The sequence below is a fragment of the Cellulomonas sp. FA1 genome (assembly GCF_000986825.1).
Taxonomy (GTDB): domain Bacteria; phylum Actinomycetota; class Actinomycetes; order Actinomycetales; family Cellulomonadaceae; genus Cellulomonas; species Cellulomonas iranensis.
In genome coordinates, this window is the sequence record NZ_LBMY01000001.1 from 3,959,021 (window position 1) to 3,983,925 (window position 24,905).

23 protein-coding genes are annotated in these 24,905 nt (G+C 74.6%); 19 read left to right on the forward strand and 4 right to left on the reverse strand.

Translation table 11 applies throughout. From position 1 onward, the window contains the following. Positions 1-174 precede the first annotated feature (174 nt). From sigE to GY42_RS17855, 7 genes are all read left to right on the forward strand, one after another. Positions 175-789, forward strand: a complete 615-nt coding sequence (gene sigE, locus GY42_RS17825) for an RNA polymerase sigma factor SigE (protein WP_046530322.1) — start codon at positions 175-177, stop codon at positions 787-789. Next, positions 786-1,697 (forward strand): zf-HC2 domain-containing protein, encoded by a 912-nt coding sequence (locus GY42_RS17830; protein ID WP_046530323.1) that lies wholly within the window; start codon positions 786-788, stop codon positions 1,695-1,697. Before sigE ends, GY42_RS17830 begins: the two co-directional genes overlap by 4 nt. Continuing rightward, entirely contained in the window at positions 1,694-3,082 is a 1,389-nt protein-coding gene (locus GY42_RS17835; RefSeq protein ID WP_046531234.1) for a S1C family serine protease, read from the forward strand. The genes GY42_RS17830 and GY42_RS17835 overlap by 4 nt, the downstream gene beginning before the upstream one ends. A 93-nt stretch (positions 3,083-3,175) precedes the next feature. Then, positions 3,176-3,532 carry a translocase gene (locus GY42_RS17840; RefSeq protein ID WP_046530324.1) on the forward strand — a complete coding sequence of 119 codons (357 nt, stop codon included), beginning with the start codon at positions 3,176-3,178 and terminating at the stop codon, positions 3,530-3,532. Positions 3,533-3,624: 92 nt separating this feature from the next. Beyond that, positions 3,625-4,686 carry a tryptophan--tRNA ligase gene (gene trpS / locus GY42_RS17845; protein ID WP_046530325.1) on the forward strand — a complete coding sequence of 354 codons (1,062 nt, stop codon included), beginning with the start codon at positions 3,625-3,627 and terminating at the stop codon, positions 4,684-4,686. Further along, positions 4,683-5,270: a 2'-5' RNA ligase family protein gene (locus GY42_RS17850; protein WP_046530326.1), complete on the forward strand. Its 588-nt coding sequence runs from the start codon at positions 4,683-4,685 to the stop codon at positions 5,268-5,270. The genes trpS and GY42_RS17850 overlap by 4 nt, the downstream gene beginning before the upstream one ends. Positions 5,271-5,382: 112 nt before the next feature. Further along, positions 5,383-6,426: a YihY/virulence factor BrkB family protein gene (locus GY42_RS17855; protein WP_052748501.1), complete on the forward strand. Its 1,044-nt coding sequence runs from the start codon at positions 5,383-5,385 to the stop codon at positions 6,424-6,426. Positions 6,427-6,501: 75 nt separating this feature from the next. On the opposite strand, the gene GY42_RS17860 is transcribed toward GY42_RS17855, so the two are convergent. The 4 genes from GY42_RS17860 to sdhC are packed head-to-tail and all read right to left on the reverse strand — an operon-like array spanning position 6,502 to position 10,030. Next, on the reverse strand, positions 6,502-7,287 hold the full coding sequence (locus tag GY42_RS17860; RefSeq protein ID WP_046530327.1) for a succinate dehydrogenase iron-sulfur subunit: 786 nt from the start codon (positions 7,285-7,287) through the stop codon (positions 6,502-6,504). Next, positions 7,287-9,119 (reverse strand): succinate dehydrogenase flavoprotein subunit, encoded by a 1,833-nt coding sequence (gene sdhA / locus GY42_RS17865; RefSeq protein ID WP_046530328.1) that lies wholly within the window; start codon positions 9,117-9,119, stop codon positions 7,287-7,289. Before sdhA ends, GY42_RS17860 begins: the two co-directional genes overlap by 1 nt. 52 nt (positions 9,120-9,171) lie before the next feature. Next, positions 9,172-9,630, reverse strand: a complete 459-nt coding sequence (locus tag GY42_RS17870; RefSeq protein WP_046530329.1) for a succinate dehydrogenase hydrophobic membrane anchor subunit — start codon at positions 9,628-9,630, stop codon at positions 9,172-9,174. 1 nt (position 9,631) lies between these two features. Further along, a complete protein-coding gene (sdhC, locus tag GY42_RS17875; protein WP_082131651.1) occupies positions 9,632-10,030 on the reverse strand; it encodes a succinate dehydrogenase, cytochrome b556 subunit in 399 nt (132 codons plus the stop codon). Positions 10,031-10,290: 260 nt separating this feature from the next. Between sdhC and GY42_RS17880 the strand changes: the two genes are divergently transcribed. The 12 genes from GY42_RS17880 (at position 10,291) to GY42_RS18495 (ending at position 24,888) form a co-directional block, all read left to right on the forward strand. After that, entirely contained in the window at positions 10,291-11,403 is a 1,113-nt protein-coding gene (locus GY42_RS17880) for a mannose-1-phosphate guanylyltransferase (protein ID WP_046530331.1), read from the forward strand. Between the two features lie 65 nt (positions 11,404-11,468). Then, positions 11,469-12,767, forward strand: a complete 1,299-nt coding sequence (locus tag GY42_RS17885) for an amidohydrolase (protein WP_082131652.1) — start codon at positions 11,469-11,471, stop codon at positions 12,765-12,767. Between the two features lie 225 nt (positions 12,768-12,992). After that, positions 12,993-14,096 carry a BMP family lipoprotein gene (locus tag GY42_RS17890; protein ID WP_046530332.1) on the forward strand — a complete coding sequence of 368 codons (1,104 nt, stop codon included), beginning with the start codon at positions 12,993-12,995 and terminating at the stop codon, positions 14,094-14,096. Positions 14,097-14,251: 155 nt separating this feature from the next. After that, positions 14,252-15,769 (forward strand): ABC transporter ATP-binding protein, encoded by a 1,518-nt coding sequence (locus tag GY42_RS17895; RefSeq protein ID WP_046530333.1) that lies wholly within the window; start codon positions 14,252-14,254, stop codon positions 15,767-15,769. Beyond that, positions 15,766-17,088 (forward strand): ABC transporter permease, encoded by a 1,323-nt coding sequence (locus GY42_RS17900; RefSeq protein WP_082131653.1) that lies wholly within the window; start codon positions 15,766-15,768, stop codon positions 17,086-17,088. Before GY42_RS17895 ends, GY42_RS17900 begins: the two co-directional genes overlap by 4 nt. Next, complete coding sequence (locus GY42_RS17905) at positions 17,085-18,380, forward strand: ABC transporter permease (protein WP_046530334.1); 1,296 nt, start codon at positions 17,085-17,087, stop codon at positions 18,378-18,380. Before GY42_RS17900 ends, GY42_RS17905 begins: the two co-directional genes overlap by 4 nt. A gap of 14 nt (positions 18,381-18,394) precedes the next feature. Then, entirely contained in the window at positions 18,395-18,832 is a 438-nt protein-coding gene (locus tag GY42_RS17910; RefSeq protein ID WP_046530335.1) for a cytidine deaminase, read from the forward strand. Continuing rightward, a complete protein-coding gene (locus GY42_RS17915) occupies positions 18,829-20,124 on the forward strand; it encodes a thymidine phosphorylase (protein WP_046530336.1) in 1,296 nt (431 codons plus the stop codon). The genes GY42_RS17910 and GY42_RS17915 overlap by 4 nt, the downstream gene beginning before the upstream one ends. A 129-nt stretch (positions 20,125-20,253) precedes the next feature. Continuing rightward, positions 20,254-20,490 carry a hypothetical protein gene (locus tag GY42_RS17920; protein ID WP_046530337.1) on the forward strand — a complete coding sequence of 79 codons (237 nt, stop codon included), beginning with the start codon at positions 20,254-20,256 and terminating at the stop codon, positions 20,488-20,490. Next, positions 20,487-21,617 (forward strand): adenosine deaminase, encoded by a 1,131-nt coding sequence (locus GY42_RS17925; protein WP_046530338.1) that lies wholly within the window; start codon positions 20,487-20,489, stop codon positions 21,615-21,617. Before GY42_RS17920 ends, GY42_RS17925 begins: the two co-directional genes overlap by 4 nt. Further along, the gene (deoC, locus tag GY42_RS17930; RefSeq protein WP_046530339.1) at positions 21,614-22,342 is read left to right on the forward strand and encodes a deoxyribose-phosphate aldolase; all 729 of its coding nucleotides are present in this window, start codon (positions 21,614-21,616) and stop codon (positions 22,340-22,342) included. Before GY42_RS17925 ends, deoC begins: the two co-directional genes overlap by 4 nt. Positions 22,343-22,569: 227 nt before the next feature. Further along, on the forward strand, positions 22,570-24,888 hold the full coding sequence (locus tag GY42_RS18495) for a DUF6055 domain-containing protein (RefSeq protein ID WP_052748502.1): 2,319 nt from the start codon (positions 22,570-22,572) through the stop codon (positions 24,886-24,888). Positions 24,889-24,905 lie beyond the last annotated feature (17 nt).

Here is a 24,905-nt window from a genome sequence, read left to right on the forward strand (position 1 = left end):
GGGCGGGGGCGTCCCTGGCGGTCAGCGTAGTCCCGGGTGTGTCGGCCGTCGGTCACCGCGCGCGCGTGGCGGACGGGCGCGCACGGGTTCGCCCACGACGAACACGGGTCGAGGTCCTGGCGTCGACCTGGGACACTGGTGGTCAGCGTCCCGACCCGGAGAGAACCCACGCACATGAGCGATCAGCCCGCCGACTGGCAGGCACCGTCGTGGGAGGAGATCGTCCGCGAGCACTCGGCGCGCGTCTACCGTCTCGCGTACCGCCTGACCGGCAACCGGCACGACGCCGAGGACCTCACGCAGGAGACGTTCGTGCGGGTCTTCCGGTCGCTGCACACGTACAGCCCCGGCACGTTCGAGGGGTGGTTGCACCGCATCACGACCAACCTGTTCCTCGACCAGGCTCGCCGCCGCCAGCGCGTGCGGATCGAGACCATCGGGGACGACACCGAGCGCTGGGCCTCGCCCGACGCGCTCGCGACGCCCGAGCGCGCGTTCGAGAACGGGAACCTCGACCACGACGTGCAGCGCGCGCTCGACGCGCTGCCGCCCGAGTACCGCGCGGCCGTCGTGCTGTGCGACATCGAGGGGCTGTCGTACGAGGAGATCGCCGTCACGCTGGGCATCAAGCTCGGCACCGTGCGCTCGCGGATCCACCGGGCCCGCGCCCGGCTGCGGGTCGCGCTCGAGCACCGGCGGCCGTCCACCGCGACGTCCGCCGACCCGGACGCGTCCCTGCCGGGGGTCGTGACCGGCACGGCGGACGCCCCCGCGGGGGTGGCCCGATGATGCACCTCGGCTCGCGCATCAGCGCGCTCGTGGACGGGCAGCTCGACCCCGCCGCGACCGAGCGCGCGCTCGCGCACGTCGCGCTGTGCGGTGCGTGCGCGCGCGAGCTGGCCGACGCGCGTGCCGCGCGGCGCGCGCTCGCGGCCGCGGAGCCGGTGCAGCCCACCGAGGACCTCACGGCCCGTCTGCTCTCGCTGTCCGCGCAGGGGGCGCCGCCGGACGCGCCCCGGTGCGACCCGTTCGCCGTCGGCGGCGGCGCCGCGCTGCCCGTCGCGGCCACGCGTGCGCTGCGCGGCGACGTCGTCGCGCGCCGTTCACCCGTGCGCCTCGTGGTGGGCTCGGTGGCGGGGCTGGGCGCGGTCGCCGCGAGCCTGTTCGTCCTCGGCGGCCGTCCCGTCGTGACCCCCACGAGCCACCCCGCGGCGGTGCTCGGGCTCCTCGCGCACCCGTCGGCCGTCGCGGTCGACGGACGCACGCTGCGTGCCGACGACGACACCGTGTCGCGGCTGCGCGGCCAGGGGTGGACGTTCCCGCAGAGCCTGCCCACCGACTGGCGCGTCGCGGGGATCCGCTGGTCGCCCGGCGACGTCGACACGCTCGAGGTCGACGTCGCAGGCCCCGACGGCACGTTCGTGGTGACGGAGCAGCAGGGACGCCTCGACACCGACGCGCTCGCGGGCGCCCCCGTCCGCGAGATCGGCGGTCGCGAGGTCCACGTGCTGTCGTACGAGCCCTGGCACGTCGCGTGGCAGTCCGAGGCGACGGTCGTGCAGGTCGTCGCCGCGCAGGACGACGGCGACGTCGACGCGCTCGTCGCGGCCTTCCCGGCCGGCGGCTACGACGACACCATGACCGGACGCATCGGCCGCGGCTGGCAGACCGTGTCGACGGTGTGGGAGCGCCCGTGAGCGACGCCGACGGGACGCGTCCCGCCGAGCCGGCGGCCACCGGTCCCGTGCCCGCCCCGGCGCCGTCCGCGCCGCTGTTCGCGGCCCCGTCGTCGTACCGGCACGTCGCGCGCCCGGCCGCCGCGGACGCGCCGGTCGCACACGCCGCACCCGTCCCCGGCGCGCACCCCGGGTACGCACCCGTGCCGCCCGCGACGGCCCCGGGGCACGCGTCGCCCGTGCCGCTCGGCCCGCCGACCCCCGGCGGCGCCGCCGCCGCGCCGCAGGTCGTCCGCCGCCGGCGGCGGCGGGCGCTGTCGGTCGCGTGGGTCGCGCCGCTGGTCGTGCTCGCCCTCGTCGCGGGCGTCGGGGGTGGCGTGCTCGGCGCGCGCCTGCTGCCGGACGACGCGCGACCGGCCGACGCGGCGCTGCCCACGGTCGCGGTCCCTGGTGGGACCGGCGCGCCGGTGGACCGCGCGCCCGACTCGGTCGCGGGCATCGCCGCGGGCGTGCTGCCCAGCGTCGTGTCGATCGAGGTCCGCACGCCCGACGGCGAGGGCTCGGGCTCGGGCTTCGTGCTGCGCGAGGACGGCTACGTGCTGACCAACAACCACGTGGTCGCGGGCGCGGACTCCGGCTCGCTCGTGGTCGTGTTCGGCGACGGCTCCGAGCTGCCCGGCACGGTGGTGGGGGCGACCGGCGAGTACGACCTCGCGGTCGTCAAGGTCGAGGCCTCCGGGCTCACGCCGCTCGTGCTGGGCGACTCCGACGCGGTCGTCGTCGGCGACCCGGTGGTCGCGGTCGGCGCGCCGCTCGGGCTCGTCGGGACCGTGACGACGGGGATCGTGAGCGCGCGGAACCGACCCGTCGTCGCGGGGGACTCCAGCGACGCGGCCTTCATCAACGCGATCCAGACCGACGCCGCGATCAACCCCGGGAACTCGGGGGGGCCGCTCGTCAACGCCGCGGGCGAGGTCGTCGGCATCAACTCCGCGATCGCGCAGCTCCCGGGGCGTCTCACGAGCGCCGGCAGCATCGGGCTCGGCTTCGCGATCCCCTCGAACCAGGCGCGCCGCACGGCCGAGCAGCTCATCGAGACGGGCCGCGCGACGTACCCCGTGATCGGCGTGCTGCTCGACAACGAGTACTCCGGCGAGGGCGTGCGGGTCTTCGAGCAGGACCCGGACGGTCAGTCGGCGGTCACGCCCGACGGCCCGGCCGACGCCGCCGGGATCCGGCGCGGCGACGTCATCCTCGCGATCGACGGCCGGCCCGTGACCGCGTCCGAGGAGCTCATCGTCGCCATCCGGGCCCACCGGCCGGGAGACACGGTGGTGCTGCGGGTGCGGACCGGCGAGAGCGAGCGCGACGTGCGCGTGCGCCTCGACGAGGCGCCCTCGGACTGAGCTGTCGCGCCGTCACCGCGGCCCCGACGCGCGGCCTCCCACCGACCGGACGGACCGCCGGGGACGGGGCGCGCCGCGCGGTAGCCTGGTCGGGTGTTCGGGATCAACGGAGGCGAGCTGATCATCCTGCTGCTCGTCGTCGCGCTGGTCGTCGGACCCGAGCGGCTCCCGGGGTACGCCGAGCAGCTCGCGGGCTGGGTGCGCCAGGCGCGGGACGCGGCGCGGGACGCTCGCCGCCGCGTCGACGACGAGCTGGGTGGCACGGACGTCGACTGGGAGGCGCTGGACCCGCGCCGCTACGACCCCCGCCGCATCGTGCGCGACGCCCTGCTCGACGACCCGGGCCCCCGCTCCGCGCGGCCGCCCGGGCCCGCGGGGCCCGTCGCCGCGGCGTCCGTGGCGACGCTCGCCCCGGGCACCCCGGCCCCGTTCGACGACGAGGCCACCTGACCCGTGACGCGCCGCCCGCACGCCCGCCCCGCGCACGCCCGACCCGCCCCCGACCGGCCCGCGCGCCGGTCACCCCTCCAGGAGGCCCACGCATGACCCAGGTGCTGCCCACGGCGCAGCCCGCCGCGACGTCCACGTCCGGCGCCCGGATCTTCTCCGGCATGCAGCCCACGTCGGACTCGTTGCAGCTCGGCAACTACCTCGGGGCGCTCACGCAGTGGGTCGCGCTGCAGGAGACGCACGACGCGATCTACTGCGTCGTCGACCTGCACGCCCTGACCGTCGCGCCCGACCCGAAGGTGCTGCGCGAGCGCACGCGCCGCACGGCCGCGCAGTACCTCGCGGCGGGTGTCGACCCGCAGCGCTCGATCCTGTTCGTGCAGTCGCACGTGCCGGAGCACGCCGAGCTCGCGTGGATCCTGTCCTGCCACACGGGTTTCGGCGAGGCCGGTCGCATGACGCAGTTCAAGGACAAGTCCGCCAAGCAGGGCACCGAGGGCACGACGGTCGGGCTCTTCACGTACCCCGTGCTCATGGCGGCGGACATCCTGCTCTACGACACGCAGCTCGTGCCGGTGGGGGAGGACCAGCGGCAGCACCTCGAGCTCACGCGCGACCTCGCGCAGCGTCTCAACTCGCGCTTCGGCCGTGGCACGGTGGTGGTCCCCGAGCCGCACATCGTCGCGGCCACGGCCAAGATCTACGACCTGCAGGACCCGACGTCGAAGATGAGCAAGTCCGCCGAGAGCCCCAACGGGCTCATCGAGCTGCTCGACGACCCGAAGGTCGTCGCCAAGCGCATCCGCTCCGCGGTGACGGACGCCGAGCGGGAGATCCGCTACGACGTGGCGGCCAAGCCGGGCGTGTCGAACCTGCTGACGATCTTCTCGGCCCTCACGGGGCGCACGGTCCCGTCGCTCGAGCAGGACTACGCGGGCAAGGGGTACGGCGACCTCAAGAAGGACCTCGCGGACGTCGTGGTGGACTTCCTCACGCCGTTCCAGGAGCGCGTCCGGCACTACCTGTCGGACCCGTCGGCGCTGGACGACGTCCTCGCGGACGGGGCGGACCGGGCACGCGACCTCGCGACGCCGACGCTCGAGCGGATCTACGACCGCTCGGGCCTGCTCCCGCGTCGCCGGACGCGCGCATGAGGCTGCCCCGGGCGGGTGCCGACGAGACGGTGGTGGGGGTCGCGCTCGCGATCCCCGAGCCGTTCCGCACGCAGCTGCACGACGCCCGGGTGCGCTTCGGCGACCCCGAGGCGCACAACATCGTGCCGCACGTGACGCTCGTCGGGCCCACGCCTGTCGCGCTCGACGCGCTCGACGCGCTCGACGCGCACCTCGCGCGCGTCGCGGGCTCGCACGCGCCGTTCCGGGTGGTGCTGCGCGGCACGCAGACGTTCCGGCCCGTGTCGCCCGTGGTGTTCGTCGCGCTCGAGCGCGGCGGCGACGACTGCGCCGCGCTCGAGCGGGCCCTGCGCGCGGGACCGCTGGACGTGCCGTCGGCGTTCCCGTTCCACCCCCACGTCACGGTCGCGCACGACCTGGACGACGCCGCCCTCGACGGCGCGCAGCGCGACATGGCCGGCTACGAGGCCGCGTTCGACGTCACGCACCTGCACCGGTTTGTGCACGACGGGGCGGCGTGGCGTCCCGTCCGGCAGTTCGCGCTCGGCGGCGACGGCTCGGCCGGCGCCGACCGCGCGGCGTCGACGCCCGCCCGCACCGTCTGAGACGACGGCGCCCCGCCCCGCGCCGGGCACGCCGCGGCCGACGTGTCGCGCGGCACGGCCCGCGTCGTCCGCAGCGGATGCCGCGTCGCGGAGGCCCACCTAGATTCGGCGCATGAAGCGCCGCACCCGGTCCGAGCCGTCCGTCGTCCGCCCGCCCGCCGGCGCGGGCGAGGCGCACCGGCACGCCGCCGAGCTGGCCCCCGACCCCGAGGGGCCGCGCCGCAGCGCCGGGTTCGCGGGTCTGGTCGAGCGCGTCCAGGCGCTGCTGGCGTGGTGGCAGCGGACCCGCGCGGCACGGGCCAACGCGCGCTTCGGCGCGGCCGGGGGCGGCCTGCTCACCGGCGGGATCGCGTACGCGACGCTCTTCTCGGTGTTCGCCGGCCTGACGATCGGCTGGACCGTGTTCATGGCGGTGCTCGGCGGCGACGAGGCCCTGCGGCAGCGGGTGCTCGACACCGCCGCGTCCTCGCTGCCCGGGCTCATCGACACGGGCGACGGGCAGGGCATGCTCGACCCGTCGGACCTGCAGATGAGCACGGGGCTGAGCGTCGCGGGCGTCGTCGCGTTCGTCGTGCTGCTCGTGAGCGCGATCTCGGCGGTCGCGGCGCTGCGCACGGCGGTGCGCGCGATGTTCGCGGCGGACGACGCCGTCACCGCGGTCGCGGGCAAGCTGCGCGAGCTCGGCGGCTTCGTCGCGATCGGCGCGGCCGTGCTCGTGTCGGCGCTCCTCGGGCTCGCCGTGACGACGGCCGCGGACTGGCTCATGGGCACGCTCGGGTGGTCCGACGGCACGGGCCTCGTGGTGCGCGTGCTCGGTGTGCTCGTGGCGTTCGTCGTGGACGCGGGCGTGTTCGTCATGGTCGTCCGCGTGCTGGCCGGGCAGCACCCGCCCCGGCGGGACCTCCTGGGTGGCGCCGTGATCGCGGGCGTCGGGCTCGGCGTGGTCCGCGTGCTGGGCACGTCGGTCGTCGCGGGATCGGTCGACCGCAACCCCGTGCTCGCGTCGTTCGCGGTGATCGTCGTGCTGCTGCTGTGGATCAACCTCATCGCGCGGATCGTGCTGCTCGCCGCGGCCTGGACGGCCGACCCGCCGCAGGCGGAGCCGGCCGACGACCGCGGTGCCGACCACCACGGGGCGGGCTCCCGCGGGCGCTGAGCCGAGGTCGCCGGGCGTGCGACGGCCCCGCCGGACCGGGGGTCCGACGGGGCCGTCGCGGCGTCCGGGCGGGCGTCAGAAGGCGCGCGTGATCATCGCGCGCTTGACCTCCTGGATCGCCTTGGTGACCTCGATGCCGCGCGGGCACGCCTCGGTGCAGTTGAAGGTCGTGCGGCAGCGCCACACGCCCTCCTTGTCGTTGAGGATCTCGAGGCGCTGCGTGCCGCCCTCGTCGCGGCTGTCGAAGATGAACCGGTGCGCGTTGACGATCGCGGCGGGGCCGAAGTACTGCCCGTCGGTCCAGAACACCGGGCAGGACGACGTGCACGCGGCGCACAGGATGCACTTGGTCGTGTCGTCGAACCGCTCGCGCTGCTTCGGGGACTGCAGGCGCTCCTTGGTGGGCTCCGTCCCCGTGGTGATGAGGAACGGCATGATCTCGCGGTAGGACGCGAAGAACGGCTCCATGTCGACCACGAGGTCCTTGACCACGGGCAGGCCCTTGATGGGCTCGACCACGATCGGCTTGGACGGGTCGAGGTCCTTGAGCAGCGTCTTGCAGGCGAGCCGGTTGCGGCCGTTGATCCGCATCGCGTCCGAGCCGCAGATGCCGTGCGCGCACGACCGGCGGAACGTCAGCGAGCCGTCCTGCTCCCACTTGATCTTGTGCAGCGCGTCGAGCACGCGGTCCGTGCCGTGCACGTCGACCGTGAACTCGTCCCAGCGCGGCTCGGCCTCGAAGGCCTCGCCGAACGTGGGGATCGCGTCGTCCGACGGCAGGAACCGGCGGATCTTCAGCGTGACCTGGAAGGACGGCACGGCGCCGGCCTCGGGTGCGGGGGCGTCCAGGGTGGCGGTCATCAGTACTTGCGCTCCATCGGCTGGTAGCGGGTGACGGTGACGGGCTTGGCGCCGAGGACGAGCTGGTACCCGTCGAACTCCTCGGCCCGGGAGAACGCCCCGTCGTCGTCGCCCACGGTGACGGCACCCGTGGCGAGCGGGCGGCGGTACGCCATGGTGTGCTGCATGAACCTCGCGTCGTCGCGCTGCGGGAAGTCCTCGCGGAAGTGACCGCCGCGGGACTCCTCACGGTTGAGCGCGCCGACGACGACGGTCTCGGCGATGTCGAGCAGGAAGCCCAGCTCGACGGCCTCGAGCAGGTCGGTGTTGAACGTGCGGGTCTTGTCCTGCACCGACACGGCCTCGTACCGCTTGCGCAGCGCCTTGAGGTCCTCGAGCGCCTGCGTGAGGGACTCCGCGGTGCGGAACACCTGCGCGTTGGCGTCCATCGTCTCCTGCAGCGCGCGGCGGATGTCGGCGACCCGCTCGCCGTCGGGGCGCGTGCGGATCGTCTCGAGCTCGGCCTCGACGGTCGTCGCGGGCGACTCGGGCAGCTCGACGAACGACGCGGTCGCCGCGTACGCGGCGGCCGAGCGGCCGGCGCGCTTGCCGAACACGTTGATGTCGAGGAGCGAGTTGGTGCCGAGGCGGTTGGACCCGTGCACCGAGACGCACGCGACCTCGCCGGCGGCGTACAGGCCCTTGATGACGTCGTCCGCGTTGCGCAGGACCTCGCCCTCGATGTTGGTCGGGATGCCGCCCATCGCGTAGTGCGCGGTCGGGTAGACGGGCACGGGTTCGGTGTACGGCTCGATGCCGAGGTACGTGCGCGCGAACTCCGTGATGTCGGGGAGCTTGGCGTCGATGTGCGCGGGCTCGAGGTGCGTGAGGTCCAGCAGGACGTAGTCCTTGTTGGGCCCCGCGCCGCGCCCCTCGCGCACCTCGTTGGCCATCGACCGGGCGACGATGTCGCGCGGGGCGAGGTCCTTGATCGTGGGCGCGTAGCGCTCCATGAAGCGCTCGCCGTCCGCGTTGCGCAGGATGCCGCCCTCGCCGCGCGCGGCCTCCGACAGCAGGATCCCCAGGCCCGCGAGGCCGGTCGGGTGGAACTGGAAGAACTCCATGTCCTCGAGCGGGATGCCGCGGCGGTAGGCCAGGGCCATGCCGTCGCCCGTGAGGGTGTGGGCGTTCGACGTGGTCTTGAAGATCTTGCCGGCGCCGCCGGTCGCGAACACGACGGCCTTGGCCTGGAAGACGTGGATCTCGCCGGTCGCGAGCTCGTACGCCACGACGCCCGAGACGTTGACCTCCTCGCCCGCGGGCACGTCGCCCGCCGCGAGGTCGTGGTCGACCAGCAGGTCGAGCACGTAGAACTCGTTGAAGAACTCGACGTCGTTCTTCACGCACTGCTGGTACAGCGTCTGCAAGATCATGTGGCCGGTGCGGTCGGCCGCGTAGCAGGACCGCCGCACGGCGGCCTCGCCGTGGTTGCGCGTGTGACCGCCGAACCGGCGCTGGTCGATGCGGCCCTCGGGCGTGCGGTTGAACGGCAGGCCCATCTTCTCCAGGTCGAGCACCGCGTCGATGGCCTCCTTGGCCATGACCTCGGCGGCGTCCTGGTCGACGAGGTAGTCGCCGCCCTTGACGGTGTCGAACGTGTGCCACTCCCAGTTGTCCTCCTCGACGTTGGCGAGCGCGGCGCACATGCCGCCCTGCGCCGCCCCGGTGTGGGAGCGCGTCGGGTAGAGCTTGGAGATGACGGCCGTGCGCACGCGGGTCGAGGACTCGAGGGCCGCGCGCATGCCGGCGCCGCCCGCGCCGACGATGACGACGTCGTACTGGTGGGTCTGCATCGGCTGGGATGCCTTCCTTCGCTGGGGGCGTCCGGTCGGGGCGTCCGGTGGGTCAGGCCGTGCAGAACGACGGCAGGAGGGAGGCCGGGCTGTTCGGCGGGCACGGGTCGAACGTGAAGATCACGAGCGTGCCGAGGGTCACGACCAGCACGGTCGCGACGTACAGCGCGACCTTGAGCACCATGCGCGTCGTGTCGCGCTCGGCGTAGTCGTTGATGATCGTCCGGACGCCGTTGGTGCCGTGCAGCATCGCGAGCCAGAGCATCAGCAGGTCCCAGACCTGCCAGAACGGCGACGCCCACTTGCCGGCGACGAAGCCGAAGTCGATCGCGCTGATGCCGTCGCCCACCATGAGGTTGACGAACAGGTGGCCGAAGATCAGCACGACGAGGACGACGCCCGACGCGCGCATGAAGACCCAGCCGTACAGCTCGAAGTTGCCGCGGGTCGTGCGGCGCGACGGACCGGGGCGCGAGGCGCGGGGGGCCTTGGGATCGGCGACGGCGCTCATGTCAGTGCCCCCCGAAGACGTTGGAGAGGTGGCGCGGCAGGAACCCGGCCATGGTGACGACGAGCAGCCCCATCACGACCCAGAGCATGACGCGCTGGTAGCGGGGGCCCTTGGCCCAGAAGTCGACCAGGATGATCCGCAGGCCGTTGAACGCGTGGAACACGATCGCGAGCACGAGCCCGGCCTCGCCCAGACCCATGATCGGGTTCTTGTACGTGCCGATGACGTCGTTGTACGCCTCGGGGGACACGCGCACGAGCGCGGTGTCGAGGACGTGCACGAGCAGGAAGAAGAAGATCGCGAAACCGGTGATGCGGTGCGCGACCCACGACCACATGCCTTCGCGCCCGCGGTAGAGCGTTCCGGCCGGCCGCGGTGGCGCGGTGGGCGCTGAGGACACGGTGGGGGGCCTCCTGTGGCGAGTCAGCGTGCGGACGTCGGTGTCCTGACGTGCCCCTCACTGTAGTGACCCGTACCCGCGGCCCGCCCCACCTCGGTGGGTCGGAAGGCCCGGCGGGGTGGCGTTTGTGACCAAGCCCACAGGTCGCGCCGTGCCGTGCGGGACGTCGGTCCGTCGCGTCCGCGACCCGCCGGGGTGCGCGCGCCCGCGCGGGGACGCAGGAGCTGGGAGCCGCCGCGCGTCGTCGCTACGGTTGCGCCATGCCGCACGCACCCCTCAGCGACTTCCACGCCGTCGTCCCCGCCGGGGGAGCGGGCACCCGCCTGTGGCCGCTCTCGCGCGCCGGGCACCCGAAGTTCCTGCTGGACCTCACCGGCAGCGGGCGCTCGCTGCTGCAGGCGACGGTCGACCGCCTGGTCCCGCTCACCGGCCCGGGCCACGTGCTGGTCGTCACCGGCGCGCGGCACGCCGCGGCGGTCGCCGCGCAGCTGCCCGGGCTCGCGGACGGCGACGTCCTCGCCGAGCCGAGCCCGCGCGACTCGATGGCGGCCATCGGGCTCGCCGCGGCGGTCCTCGCGCACCGGCACGGACCGGACGTCGTGCTCGGGTCGTTCGCGGCCGACCACGTCATCACGGAGCTGCCGGTGTTCGAGGCGACGGTCCGCGAGGCCGTCGCCGTCGCCCGCACGGGCAAGGTCGTCACGGTCGGCATCCGCGCGACCGAGCCGTCGACCGGCTTCGGGTACGTGCGCAGCGGCGCGCCGCTCGACGTCGCCGACGCGCCGCACGCGCACCACGTCGCGGGCTTCACCGAGAAGCCCGACGCGCAGACCGCCGCGGAGTACCTCGCGACCGGTGAGTACAGCTGGAACGCCGGCATGTTCGTCGTGCGCGTCGGCGTGCTGCTCGACCACCTCGCGGCGCAGCTGCCCGCGCTGCACGACGGCCTGCGCGCGATCGCCGAGGTGTGGGACACCCCCGAGCGTGCGGCGCGGCTCGCCGACGTCTGGCCCGGCCTCACCCGGATCGCGATCGACCACGCGATCGCCGAGCCGGTCGCCGCCGCGGGAGGCATGGCGGTCGTGCCCGGGGCGTTCGGGTGGGACGACGTCGGCGACTTCGCGTCGCTCGGGACCCTCCTCGACGCCGGCGCGGACGGTGCCACGCTCGGTGAGGCCGCCCACGTGCTGCGGCTCGCCTCCGACGGCGCGGTCGTCGCGACCGGCGGGCGCACCGTGACGGTCGTCGGCGTGCCCGACGCGGTCGTCGTCGACACGCCCGACGCCGTGCTGGTCACCACGCGTGCGCACGCGCAGGACGTCAAGCAGGCCGTCGACGCGTGGCGCGAGCGCGGGCGCGACGACCTGCTCTGACCGTCCGCCGCCGGGGCGGTGGACCTCGCCGGGCGCGTCCGGGCTGCGGCGATACCCTCGGTGACGTGCCCATCCCGTCGTCCGACCACCCGTCCGTGCCGCTCTCGCCGAGCGACGTGCCGCCGCTGAGCACGCTCGCCCCGGAGCCGTCCGACCCGGGGGCGCGCGTGCTCGCGTCCGCCGTCGCCGGGCTGCGCGCCGAGCTCGTCGCCTTTCGGCGCGACCTGCACGCGCACCCCGAGCTGGGGCGCACCGAGGAGCGCACGACGCGCGTCGTCGCGGAGCGTCTGCGGGCCGCGGGGCTGACGCCGCACGTGCTGCCCGGGTCCGGGCTGTGGTGCGACGTCGGCCCGACGGTCGCCGCGTCGGGCGCGCGGCTCGTGGCCCTGCGTGCGGACCTCGACGGGCTGCCCGTGCCGGACACGTGCGGCCTGCCGTGGTCGTCGACGCACCGCGGAGTCGCGCACGCGTGCGGGCACGACGTGCACACCACCGCGGTCCTCGGCGCGGGGCTCGCGCTCGCGCGGCTCGCGGACGAGGGCCTGCTCACCACGGGCGTCCGGCTCGTCTTCCAGCCGGCCGAGGAGGTGCAGCCCGGCGGCTCGATCGACGTGATCAACGCCGGCGGTCTCGACGGGGTCGCGCAGATCTTCTCGGTGCACTGCGACCCGAAGCTCGACGTCGGCCTCGTCGGCACGCGCATCGGGCCCATCACGTCGGCCTCCGACGAGGTCACCGTGACGCTGACCGGGCCGGGCGGGCACACGTCGCGGCCGCACCTGACGGGCGACGTGGTGTTCGCGCTCGGTCAGGTCGTCACGCAGGTGCCCGCCGTCCTGGGCCGCCGGCTCGACCCGCGCTCGGGGGTCAACCTCACGTGGGGCGCGGTGCGCGCGGGGACGGTGCACAACGCCATCCCGTCGACCGGCACGGTGATGGGCACGCTGCGGTGCCTCGACGTGCGGGCGTGGGAGCGCGCGTCGGCGGTCTTCGAGCAGGCCGTGCACGACGTCGTGCACCCGCTGGGCGTCGAGGTCGAGGTCAAGCACCAGCGCGGCGTCCCGCCCGTGGAGAACGGCGCGGAGAGCACCGGGGTGCTCGAGGCCGCGGCGCGCGACGTGCTGGGCCCCGAGTCGGTGCACCTGACCGAGCAGTCGCTGGGCGGCGAGGACTTCGCGTGGTACCTCACGAAGGTCCCGGGCGCGATGGCGCGACTGGGCACGCGCACGCCCGGCGGCCACACCTTCGACATCCACCAGGGCGACCTGCGCGTGGACGAGCGGGCCGTCGAGGCGGGGGCCGTGCTGCTCGCCCGCGCCGCGCAGCTGGCGGGCCGCCGCGCCGCCGTGCCGGCCTCGTCCTGAGCGTCCGTCTCGCGCCTCGGACCGCGCGTCCGAGGCGCGGGAACAGGTTGCGTTTTCATCACAGAACCTGCGCAGATACGGGTCGGTAACAAGAGCGTGACCTGGGGGTGCCTAGGGTCCGCAGTGATCATGCCGACCGGATCCGGGCGGCGCCGGTGCGACGAGGCACCGGCGGCACCGGCCACGCCGCGCGGCGCGACGACGAGAAGCAGGAGACAACCTGTCGTGAAGAAGATCATCCGAGTGGCCGCACTGGGTGGGGCGGTCGCCCTCGCGCTCGCGGCGTGTGGCAGTGCTCCCGAGGCGTCCGAGCCCACGGCCGGCGGCAGCGACAAGGCTGCGTCCGACTTCAAGGCCTGCATCGTCTCCGACGCCGGCGGGTTCGACGACAAGAGCTTCAACCAGCTCAGCTACGAGGGCACCAAGGAGGCGACCGAGGCGCTCGGCGCCGGCTTCGCCGAGGTGCAGTCCGACTCCGAGGCCGACTTCGCGCCGAACCTCGAGAGCCTCGTGGCCGAGAGCTGCAACACGATCGTGTCCGTCGGCTTCGCGCTGTCGGCCGCGACGGTCGAGCAGGCCAACGCCAACCCCGACATCGACTTCATCCTGGTCGACGACGCCGCGGACAACGACTTCGACGGCCAGAAGGACGCCGAGAACATCAAGCCGCTGCTCTACGACACGGCCCAGGCCGCGTTCCTCGCCGGCTACCTGTCGGCCGGCTACTCGGCCGGCAACGGCGTCAACAAGGTCGGCACGTTCGGCGGCCAGCCCTACCCGACCGTGACGATCTTCATGGACGGCTTCAAGCAGGGCGTCGAGTACTACAACAAGGTCAACGGCGCGTCCGTGCAGGTCATCGGCTACCAGGGCGGCGACCAGGGCTCGTTCACCGGTGGCTTCGACGCCAACGACACGGCCAAGCAGGTCGCGGCCGGCATCATCGACCAGGGCGTCGACGTGATCCTCCCCGTCGGTGGTCCGATCTACCAGTCCGCGATGGACGCCATCGCTGACTCGGGCCGCGAGGTCGCGCTGATCGGCGCCGACGCCGACGTCTTCGAGACCGACCCGTCGACGCAGGACCTCGTCCTCACGTCGATCCTCAAGAACATGAAGCTCTCGACGAACGAGGCCGTCACGGCCGCGGGCGAGGGCAAGTTCGACGCCGAGACCTACGTCGGCACGCTCGAGAACGAGGGCGTCGGCATCGCGCCGCTGCACAACTTCGAGTCGAAGGTCGACGCGGGCCTGCTCACCGAGGTCGAGGACCTCAAGCAGCAGATCATCGACGGCGACGTCACGGTCACCTCGTACCTGGCGAAGTGATCGCGTCGTCGCACGCGTGACGCGACGCCCCGGACGGCCGGCGACGGCTCGTCCGGGGCGTCCCCCGTGCGACGATCTCCCGGACGGCTCACCGGCGCGCCACGAGCGCCTCGCCCGAGCCCTCCACCCGCACCGTCCCGAACCCCGAGGACCCCATGAAGCTCGAGCTGCGCGGCATCACCAAGCGCTTCGGCGCCCTGGTCGCCAACGACCACATCGACCTGACGGTCGAGCCCGGCGAGATCCACTGCCTCCTCGGTGAGAACGGCGCCGGGAAGTCGACGCTCATGAACGTGCTGTACGGCCTGTACCAGGCCGACGAGGGCGAGATCCTGCTGGACGACGAGGTCCAGCACTTCGCCGGACCGGGCGACGCGATGGCCGCCGGCATCGGCATGGTGCACCAGCACTTCATGCTGATCCCGGTGTTCACGGTCGCCGAGAACGTCATGCTCGGCCACGAGCAGACCCGCGCGGGAGGGCGCCTCGACCTCGAGTCGGCCCGCACCCGCGTGCGCGAGATCGCCGACCGCTTCGGCTTCCACGTCGACCCCGACGCCGTCGTCGAGGACCTCCCCGTGGGCGTGCAGCAGCGCGTCGAGATCATCAAGGCCCTGTCGCGCGACGCGAAGGTGCTCGTGTTCGACGAGCCGACCGCGGTGCTGACGCCGCAGGAGACCGACGAGCTCATGGGCATCATGCGCCAGCTCAAGGAGGGCGGCGCCGCGATCGTCTTCATCACCCACAAGCTGCGTGAGGTGCGCGCCGTCGCGGACCGCATCACGGTCGTGCGCCGCGGTGCGATCGTCGGCGAGGCCGAGCCCACCGCGACCGACGCCCAGCTCGCGTCGCTCATGGTCGGCCGCCCCGTCGAGCTCGTCGTGCACAAGGACGCTCCGCGCCTCGCCGAGGGCGGCCTGAGCGTGCGCAACCTCCAGGTCACCGACGCGCGCGGCGCCGTGCTCGTCGACGACGTGTCGTTCGAGGTCCCGAGCGGCGAGATCCTCGTCGTCGCCGGCGTCCAGGGCAACGGGCAGACCGAGCTGGCCGAGGCGCTCGCGGGCCTGCAGGACCGCGTGACCGGCAGCATCCGCCTCGACGGCACCGAGCTCGTCGGGCGCACCGTGCGCCAGGTGCTCGACGCGGGCGTCGGCTACGTCCCCGAGGACCGCAACGAGGACGGCCTCGTCGGCTCGTTCACCGTCGCCGAGAACCTCGTGCTCGACCGCACCAACGGGCGCCCGTTCGTCCGCGCCGGCGCGTTGCAGCTGCGCGCGCGCGACGCGTTCGCGCGCGAGAAGGTCGAGGAGTACGACATCCGGACGCAGGGCATCGGCTCGCCCGTCGGGCGTCTGTCGGGCGGCAACCAGCAGAAGGTCGTCGTCGCGCGCGAGCTGTCGCGCGACCTGCGCCTGCTCGTCGCCGCGCAGCCGACGCGCGGCGTCGACGTCGGTTCCATCGAGTTCATCCACAAGCGGGTCGTCGAGACCCGGGACGCGGGCGTGCCCGTGGTCGTGGTCGCCACCGAGCTCGACGAGGCGGTCGCGCTCGCCGACCGGATCCTCGTCATGTACCGCGGCCGCGTCGTCGGCATCGTCCCGTCCGACACCCCCCGCGACGTCCTCGGCCTCATGATGGCCGGCGTCGCCCCGACCGAGGGAGAGGCCGCGTGAGCGAGCCGCAGCACCCGGCCACGGACGCCACGTCCGCCGCGCCCGGGGTCGTCGCACCGGACGCGGGCGGCGACGACGCCGGACCCCCGGCCGTCGCACGGGACACCCGCTGGAACGACGCGATCGCGCGCGTCGTGTCGGGCGGCTGGGCGGTGTCGCTGGGCGCCGTCGTCCTGGCGGTGCTCGCCGGGTCCGTGATGATCGCGTTCACCGACGAGGGCGTGCAGGAGGCCTCGTCGTACTTCTTCGCGCGGCCCGGTGACACGCTCGCGGCCATCGGCCAGGCGGTCGGCGGCGCGTACTCGGCGCTCTTCCGCGGTGCCGTCTACAACTACACGGCCGACTCGTTCGTGCAGGGCATCCGCCCCCTGACGCAGTCGCTGACCTACGCGACGCCGCTGATCGTCGCCGGTCTCGGCCTCGCGATCGCGTTCCGCTCCGGCCTGTTCAACATCGGTGGCCAGGGCCAGATGCTGATCTCCGCGGCGGCGGCCGGCTGGGTCGGCTTCGCGTTCGACCTGCCGGTCGGGCTGCACGTGGTCGTCGCGCTCGTCGCGGGCGTCGCCGCCGGCGCCCTGTGGGGTGCCCTCGCGGGCCTGCTCAAGGCCACCACGGGCGCGCACGAGGTGATCGTCACGATCATGCTCAACTACGTCGCGTTCTACCTGCTGTCGTACCTGCTGGCCACGCCCGGCCTGCTGCAGGCGCCCGGGTCGGCGAACCCCAAGACGCCGCCCATGGCGGAGACCGCGCTGCTGCCGCGCCTGCTCGGGCCGTCGTTCCGCCTGCACCTGGGCTTCCTGCTCGCGCTCGCCGCGGTGTTCCTCGCCTGGTGGCTGCTCGAGCGCTCGAGCCTCGGCTTCTCGCTGCGCGCCGTGGGCGAGAACCCCCACGCGGCGCGCGTCGCCGGCATCGACGTCTCGCGCTCGACCGTCCTCGCGATGCTCGTCAGCGGTGCGCTCGTCGGGCTCGCGGGCAGCACGCAGGTGCTCGGCCTCATCACCACCGGCTTCAGCTACGACATCGACGCGGGGATCGGGTTCGACGCGATCACGGTCGCGCTGCTCGGGTCGTCCAACCCCGTCGGGGTGCTGTTCGCGGGCCTGCTGTTCGGCGGGTTCAAGGCGGGCGGCTCGGTCATGCAGGCGTCCGAGGGCATCCCGATCGAGATCGTGCTCGTCGTGCAGTCCCTCATCGTCCTGTTCATCGCGGCGCCGCCGCTGGTGCGCGCGGTCTTCCGGCTCCCGCAGCCGGGCCGTCGCACGCCGGCCAAGGGCCGCCGTCTCGGCGCCGCGCGCCGCCAGGAGGTGCAGCGATGAGCACGACGACGGCGCAGCCGGTGCCCGCACCGGACGAGGTCGTCGAGCCGCGGCTCGTGACCGTCGTGTCCCGCAAGGTCCCCGTGGTCCTCGCGGTCGTGACCGCCCTGTTCGCGCTGCTGCTCGCGCTGCGTGCGCGCGAGGGCGACGCGACGTTCCGGCTCTCGAGCTCGGGCGACCTCGTCGCGCTGCCGAGCATCGACGTGCCCGGCACCGCGACCGGCTGGGTCGCGGTGGTCCTCATGGCGCTGCTCGCCGCGTTCGCGTTCCTGCGCGTCGCCGGCCGCCGCAAGGTCCCGGGCTGGGTGTCGGCGGTGTTCGCCGTCCTGTTCCTCGTCGGGTTCCTCGCGTGGGCGGCCGCCGGCAGCCCCAACGACGTGCCGCTCGTGCGCGTGATCGGCGGCTCGGTGCTGCTGGCCGTGCCGATCGTGTTCGGCGCGCTCGGCGGCGTGATCGGCGAGCGCGTCGGCGTCGTCAACATCGCGATCGAGGGCCAGCTGCTGGCGGGGGCGTTCTGCGCGGCCGTCGCGGGCTCGGTCACCGGCAGCCCGTGGGCCGGCGTCGTCGCGGCGGTCGTCGCGGGCGTCCTGGTGTCGCTCGTGCTGGGCGTGTTCACCATCACCTACAAGGTCAACCAGGTGATCGTCGGCGTCGTCCTCAACGTGCTGGTCATCGGCGTGACGAGCTTCCTGTACTCGCAGGTGCTCGTCTCGAACCCCGAGCTCAACAGCACCACGCGGTTCTCCAACGTCGCGATCCCGGGGCTGTCGCACATCCCCGTGATCGGCCCGTCGCTGTTCAACCAGTCTCTGATCGTCTACCTCATGTACCTCGTGGTGCCGGGCGTCTGGTACGCGCTGTACCGCACGCGCTGGGGCCTGCGGGTCCGCGCGGTCGGCGAGCACCCCAAGGCGGCGGACACGGTCGGCATCAAGGTCGAGCGCACGCGCTACCTCGCGCTCATGGTCGCGGGCGCGATCGCCGGCATCGGCGGCGCGTTCTACACGGTCGTCTCGGTCTCGAGCTTCGGCAAGGAGATGACCGCGGGCGCGGGCTTCATCGCGCTCGCGGCCGTGATCTTCGGCAAGTGGGACCCGGTCCGTGCGGCCCTCGCGGCGCTGCTGTTCGGCTTCGCGTCGAACCTCGAGGGGGCGCTCAGCATCGTCGGCGCGCCCGTGCCCAGCCAGTTCATGCTCATGCTGCCGTACGTCGTGACGCTGCTGGCCGTCGCGGGGCTCGTCGGGCGCTCGCGCGCCCCGGCTGCCACAGGCCAGCCGTACGTCAAGGAGTGAACCGAGGAGTGGACATGGCGAGCACGACGCAGGCCGTCGACTGGGACGGCCTGCGGGCCGCGGCACGCGACGCGATGACCCGGGCGTACGCCCCCTACTCCCGGTTCCCGGTGGGGGTCGCGGCCCTCGTGGACGACGGCCGGGTGGTCGTGGGCTGCAACGTCGAGAACGCGTCGTACGGGGTCGGCCTGTGCGCCGAGTGCAGCCTCGTGTCGATGCTGCACGTCACCGGCGGCGGCCGGCTCGTGGCCTTCACGTGCGTCGACCAGCACGGCGACGTGCTGGCGCCGTGCGGCCGCTGCCGGCAGCTGCTGTTCGAGCACGGCGGACCCGACCTGCTGGTCGAGACCGTGCGTGGCGTCCGCCCCATGAGCGAGGTGCTGCCCGACGCGTTCGGGCCCGTCGACCTCGTCGAGCGCGGCGCCGACCAGGACCAGGAGGAGAAGTCATGACCGAGGCGTTCGACGCCGTCGACGTGATCGTCGCCAAGCGCGACGGCCACCGGCTCACCGACCCGCAGATCGACTGGGTGATCGACGCGTACACGCGCGGCGTCGTCGCCGACGAGCAGATGTCCGCGCTCGCGATGGCGATCCTGCTCAACGGCATGGACCGCGCCGAGATCGCCCGGTGGACGGCGGCGATGATCGCGAGCGGCGAGCGGATGGACTTCTCCGGGCTGTCGCGCCCGACGTCCGACAAGCACTCGACCGGCGGCGTGGGCGACAAGATCACGCTGCCGCTCGCGCCGCTCGTCGCGGTGTTCGGCGTGGCCGTCCCGCAGCTGTCGGGCCGCGGCCTGGGCCACACCGGCGGCACGCTCGACAAGCTCGAGTCGATCCCCGGCTGGCGCGCCGCGCTCAGCAACGACGAGATGATGCGGCAGCTCGAGGACGTCGGCGCGGTCATCTGCGCCGCCGGCTCGGGCCTGGCGCCCGCCGACCGCAAGCTGTACTCGCTGCGCGACGTCACCGGGACCGTCGAGGCGATCCCGCTCATCGCGAGCTCGATCATGAGCAAGAAGATCGCCGAGGGCACGGGCTCGCTCGTGCTCGACGTCAAGGTCGGCTCGGGCGCGTTCATGAAGGACGCGGACCGGGCGGGCGAGCTCGCGCGGACGATGGTCGAGCTCGGCACCGACGCGGGCGTGCGCACGGTCGCGCTGCTCACCGACATGTCGACGCCGCTCGGCCTCACCGCGGGCAACGCCCTCGAGGTGCGCGAGTCGGTCGAGGTGCTCGCGGGCGGCGGACCCGCCGACGTGGTCGAGCTGACCGTCGCGCTCGCGCGCGAGATGCTCGACGCCGCCGGGCGCCCCGACGCCGACCCCGAGGCGGCGCTGGCCGACGGCCGCGCGATGGACGTGTGGCGCCGCATGATCGCCGCGCAGGGCGGCGACCCCGACGCGACGCTGCCCGTCGCGCGCGAGACCGAGCAGGTGCTCGCGGAGCGCGACGGCGTCCTGACGACGCTCGACGCGTACGCCGTGGGCGTCGCGGCGTGGCGCCTGGGCGCGGGCCGCGCGCGCAAGGAGGACCCGGTGCAGGCCGGCGCGGGCGTCGAGATCCACGCCCGGCCCGGTGACACGGTCCGTGCGGGACAGCCGCTGCTCACGCTGCACACCGACACCCCCGAGCGCTTCGGGCGCGCGCGCGAGGCGCTCACGGGCGCCGTGGTCGTCGACCCCGACGGCGTCGCGGGTGAGCGCACGCCGCTCGTGCTCGACCGGGTCGCCGCGGGCTGACGCGGCCGCCACCTCGGGGCACCGGCCCCGGGGTGGCGCTGTGCGGCTCCGGGCGCCCCCGAGGTCGCGGCGCGCCCGCGGGCGAGCCACGATGAGGACGTCCGCCGCCCACGACCACGAGGAGGAGCCATGAGCACCGTGCCCGGACCGCAGTCCTGGAGCGACGCGGGGCTGGTCCCCGTCGACCCGCAGGAGCCGCTGCGGCTGACCGAGACAGACGAGGGCGACGTGCCGGACGAGCGCGACGCCGAGGAGTACGCACCCGCCGTGCCGCGCGCCGACCTCGAGGGGGAGGCCGACGAGGCCGACGTGGTGGACCAGGCGGCCGAGGTGCCGCTCGACGAGGACGAGGAACCCGACGCGTGACATCGCTGGACAGGCCGGACGGCCCCGAGCGGGACCTGGACGCGACGCTGCGCGCGCTGCCGAAGGTGCTGCTGCACGACCACCTGGACGGCGGTGTGCGACCCGCGACGGTCGTCGAGCTGTCCGCCGAGGTCGGGCACGCGCTGCCCACCACGGACCCCGACGCGCTCGCGCGCTGGTTCGTCGACGCCGCGGCGTCGGGCTCGCTGCCGCGCTACCTCGAGACGTTCGAGCACACGCTCGCCGTCATGCAGACGGCGGACGGCCTGCGTCGCGTCGCCCGGGAGGCCGCGCTCGACCTCGCCGCCGACGGCGTCGTGCACGCCGAGCAGCGGTACGCGCCCGAGCAGCACCAGCGCGCCGGGCTGACGCTCCAGCAGGTCGTCGACGCGGTGCGCGAGGGGTTCGCCGAGGGCGAGGCGCAGGCGCGCGAGCAGGGTCACGAGATCCGGGTCGTGCAGGTGCTGTCCGCGATGCGGCAGGCCGACCGCGCGGACGAGATCGCGGCGCTCGCCCTGGCGAACCGGGACGCGGGCGTCGTCGGCTTCGACATCGCGGGCCCGGAGGACGGGTTCCCGCCGTCGCGGCACGCGTCGGCGTTCCGCACGGTGCGGGAGGCGAGCTTCCCGGCCACCGTGCACGCCGGTGAGGACGGCGGGCTCGACTCGATGGCCGAGGCGCTGCACGTCGCGGGCGCGCTGCGGCTGGGGCACGGCGTGCGCATCGCGGACGACGTGCGGGTCGAGCCCGACGGCACGTACCGCCTGGGCACGCTCGCGCACTGGGTGCGCGACCGCCGGGTGCCGCTCGAGGTGTGCCCGTCGTCGAACCTGCAGACCGGCGCTGCCGCGTCGGTCGCCACGCACCCCGTGACGACGCTGCTGCGCGCGGGGTTCGAGGTGACGGTCAACACCGACAACCGGCTGCAGTCCGGCACGAGCCTGTCGCGCGAGCTCGGCCTGCTGGTCCGCGAGGCCGGCTGGACGCTCGACGACGTCCTCGCGGTCACCGTGGCCGCGGCCCGCCACACGTTCCTGCACGAGGACGAGCGCCGCGCGCTCGTCGACCGCATCGTCCGCCCGGCACGCACGCCGGGGACCGCACGCCCCGGGAGGCACCGCGCATGACCACCGACCCGACCCTCGACCCCGCCGCCGCACGGCAGCCGCTGGACGCCGTCGCGCTCGCGCGCCTCGTCGACCACACCCTGCTCAAGCCCGAGGCGACGCGCGCGGACGTCGAGGCGCTCATCGCCGAGGGCATCCGCCTGGGCGTGTACTCGGTGTGCATCTCGCCGTCGTTCCTGCCCGTCGAAGTGCCGGTGGGGATCGACGGCGCGCCGGACCTCCAGGTGGCGACGGTCTGCGGGTTCCCGTCCGGGAAGCACCACAGCGACGTCAAGGCCGCCGAGGCCGCGCGTGCGGTGCGTGACGGCGCGCACGAGGTCGACATGGTGATCGACGTGGGCGCCGCCAAGGAGGGCCGCTTCGCGGACGTCGAGGCCGACGTGCGCGCGGTCCGGGACGCCGCCCCGGCGCCCACGGTGCTCAAGGTCATCATCGAGTCGGCCGCGCTGACCGACGACGAGATCGTCGCGGTGTGCCGCGCGGCCGAGGCCGCGGGTGCGGACTTCGTCAAGACGTCGACCGGGTTCCACCCCGCGGGCGGTGCGAGCGTGCACGCCGTGCGGCTCATGGCGCAGACCGTCGGCGGCCGGCTGGGCGTCAAGGCCTCGGGCGGCATCCGCTCGGCGGCCGACGCGCTCGCGATGGTCGAGGCGGGCGCCACGCGCCTGGGGCTGTCGGGCACGGCCGCGGTGCTCGCGGGCGTCACGGCCGACGGCGACTACTGACGGCGACGACCCGGTCACCACGCATGAGAGGCGCGTGAGAGTTCGACTCTCGCACGGGTGAAATACTCCCGAGACGGACGAATCGGGCGTTGACTTCGTCGTCGACGCCGGACGATGGTGGACGGTCGTCCGACAGGCGCAGGCCCGTCGGACGCCCGTCACGTCCGCAGCAGCACCCGGTCGCAGGACGCTCGGCGTGCACGACCGGGAGGGGAGACGCACGCGGCATGGGCCGGATCACGCGCGGCGTGCTCGTCGTCGTCCTCGTCGTCGCGTTCGGGCTCGGGGCGGCGCTGGCCTCGGGGCTGGGCGCCGCCGACGACGGGCAGCGCGCGCTCGTCGTGCCGGCCGGCTGGCGCGACGCGTGGGCGGACGCCCACGTGCTCGAGGGTGACGCGGTCGCGCTCGCGTGGGGCGACCGCGCCGGCGAGGACCCGACGACCGCACCGCCCGACCTGCGCTTCGACCCCGACCGCACGCTCGCGCAGCTCGAGGCCCTGCTCGCCTTCGACGTCGAGGCGCTCGGACCCGCCGCGCAGGACGGCCCGCTGACGGGTCGCAAGGTGCTCGTCGTCGTCGACGGCACGTGGTCGCACGGTCCCGGCGCGGCGCGGGCGGGGGCCGACGCGTCGGTCGACGGCGGCCTGTCGGTGGCCGCGGACGCGACACCGGTGACGTCCGGCGCGGTCGTCGACGGCGTCGGCCTGCTGCGGGTCGACCCCGCGGTGCTCGCCCCGCGGGCCGCGGCGGGCGGCGCGACCGCGCCGGGGAAGCCCGAGGCCGGCTCGGCCGTCCCCGCGGGCACGCCCTGGGAGCTCGCGCGCGGCGTCGCGGAGACCGTGCAGCACGTCGTCGCGGCGGCGCACCCGGGTCGTGGCCTCACGCCCGAGTCGGCCGCGACGCTCCGGGCCGCCGGGTCGGCCTACCTCGCGACGCTGGCCGTGCCCGGGCGGTACGCCGACGTGTCGGACCAGGTGCACGCGCCGCAGCTCGCGTGGGGCAGCCCGCGGCACGGCGACGCGGGCTGGCTGCTGCTGCAGCAGCTCGTCTCGCGGTCCCACCCCACGCTGCTCGGCGACCTGTGGTCGAGGTCCCTCGACACCGAGGACGTGCTCGACGCGTACGCGCGGCTCACGTCGTCGGACGCGTCGGCGCTCAACCGTCGCATCGCCCAGTACGCGCTGCGCGCCGCCGTCGCCGACCTGCCCGGTGCGGGCGCGCCCGGCGACGTGCTCGCCGAGGTCGACCCCGTGCTCCGCGCGCAGCGGACGACTCCCGTCGACGCGGTCCCCGACGACCCGGGCCACCACCGCGTGCTCGGGACGTTCGCGCCGGGCGCCTACGGGTACACGGTCGTGCGCCTCGCGCCCGACGGCGCCGGCGAGATCACCGTGCGGGTGCGGGGGCACGCCGACGGTCTCGGGGAGAGCGCGGGGTGGAGCTTCGGCATGGTGGCGCTCGGCCCGACCGGGCCCCGGTACAGCCCCGTCACCGAGGCGGACGACGCGCAGCTGACGCTCGCGCTGCGACCCGGCGAGGAGGAGGTCTACCTGGTCGTGACCGCGACCCCCGGGGTGATCGCGCCGACCCCGCCGGTCGGCTTCGCGGCGACGCCGCGGTACCCCTACGAGTTCCGGGTCGCCGGGGCGGCCGTCGTGGCCGACGCGGCCCAGGACGTCACCGGCGGGCACCGGCACGCCCACGGCGGCGGGTGGGTCGACGACCGGGCGACGGTCGACCCGACCGCGTGGGTCGGTCCCGACGCCGTGGTGCGCGGCGACGCGGTCGTCGGGCCCGGCGTCCGGATCGAGGGGCGGGCGTGGGTGCAGGGCGGCGCCCGGCTGGCCGACCGGGTCGTGGTGCGTGACGTCGCGGTCGTGCGCGGGACCGCGCGGCTGTCGGGTGACGTCGTGGTCGGCGGTGACGCGGTCGTGGGCTTCACGTGCGACGCGGGGACCTACACGACCTACCGCGCCCGTGCGACCTGCGACCCGGCGAGCGTCGACAGCGACGTCAACGCGACGGTCACGCCGTTCGCCGCCGGGGAGGTCGTGATCGAGGCCGCCGCGGCGACGAGCGCGCCGACGACGTCGCCGGACTCGCAGGGCGCGCCGGCGGACCCGCCGCCGACCGCCGCGTCGCCGCCGCCCGCCGCGCCGCCGCCGAGCGCGGCGCCCATCACCCCGCCGACCTCCGGCGCGCCCGGCGTCGCCGCGCCGCCCGCGGCCGTGCCGGCCGGTGCCTGCACGGCGACCTACGAGCTCCTCAACGCCTGGCCGGGCGGGTTCCAGGGGCAGGTCCGCGTCACGGCGTCCGCGCCCGACCTGCGGGGGTGGACCGTGTCCTGGACGCGGCCGGACGGCGTCGAGATGAGCGACGACACGTGGGGCGCGGCGTTCACCTACAGCGGTGACGTCGTGACGGCCGAGAGCCTGTCCTGGAACGGGACCGTCGCGCAGGGGGAGTCCGTGGTCTTCGGGTTCAACGCCGGCGCGCAGCAGGCGCCCACGACCCTGCCCGGGCTGCGCTGCGCGCGCACCGGCTGACCGTGCCGTCGGTGGTG

Bases quoted from the DNA above. Each gene is read 5' to 3' on its own strand.
- sigE (WP_046530322.1), top strand. From the start codon at position 175: ATGAGCGATCAGCCCGCCGACTGGCAGGCACCGTCGTGGGAGGAGATC.
- GY42_RS17830 (WP_046530323.1), top strand. From the start codon at position 786: ATGATGCACCTCGGCTCGCGCATCAGCGCGCTCGTGGACGGGCAGCTC.
- trpS (WP_046530325.1), top strand. From the start codon at position 3,625: ATGACCCAGGTGCTGCCCACGGCGCAGCCCGCCGCGACGTCCACGTCC.
- GY42_RS17850 (WP_046530326.1), top strand. From the start codon at position 4,683: ATGAGGCTGCCCCGGGCGGGTGCCGACGAGACGGTGGTGGGGGTCGCG.
- GY42_RS17855 (WP_052748501.1), top strand. From the start codon at position 5,383: ATGAAGCGCCGCACCCGGTCCGAGCCGTCCGTCGTCCGCCCGCCCGCC.
- GY42_RS17860 (WP_046530327.1), bottom strand. From the start codon at position 7,287: ATGACCGCCACCCTGGACGCCCCCGCACCCGAGGCCGGCGCCGTGCCG.
- sdhA (WP_046530328.1), bottom strand. From the start codon at position 9,119: ATGCAGACCCACCAGTACGACGTCGTCATCGTCGGCGCGGGCGGCGCC.
- GY42_RS17870 (WP_046530329.1), bottom strand. From the start codon at position 9,630: ATGAGCGCCGTCGCCGATCCCAAGGCCCCCCGCGCCTCGCGCCCCGGT.
- GY42_RS17880 (WP_046530331.1), top strand. From the start codon at position 10,291: ATGCCGCACGCACCCCTCAGCGACTTCCACGCCGTCGTCCCCGCCGGG.
- GY42_RS17895 (WP_046530333.1), top strand. From the start codon at position 14,252: ATGAAGCTCGAGCTGCGCGGCATCACCAAGCGCTTCGGCGCCCTGGTC.
- GY42_RS17905 (WP_046530334.1), top strand. From the start codon at position 17,085: ATGAGCACGACGACGGCGCAGCCGGTGCCCGCACCGGACGAGGTCGTC.
- GY42_RS17910 (WP_046530335.1), top strand. From the start codon at position 18,395: ATGGCGAGCACGACGCAGGCCGTCGACTGGGACGGCCTGCGGGCCGCG.
- GY42_RS17915 (WP_046530336.1), top strand. From the start codon at position 18,829: ATGACCGAGGCGTTCGACGCCGTCGACGTGATCGTCGCCAAGCGCGAC.
- GY42_RS17920 (WP_046530337.1), top strand. From the start codon at position 20,254: ATGAGCACCGTGCCCGGACCGCAGTCCTGGAGCGACGCGGGGCTGGTC.
- deoC (WP_046530339.1), top strand. From the start codon at position 21,614: ATGACCACCGACCCGACCCTCGACCCCGCCGCCGCACGGCAGCCGCTG.
- GY42_RS18495 (WP_052748502.1), top strand. From the start codon at position 22,570: ATGGGCCGGATCACGCGCGGCGTGCTCGTCGTCGTCCTCGTCGTCGCG.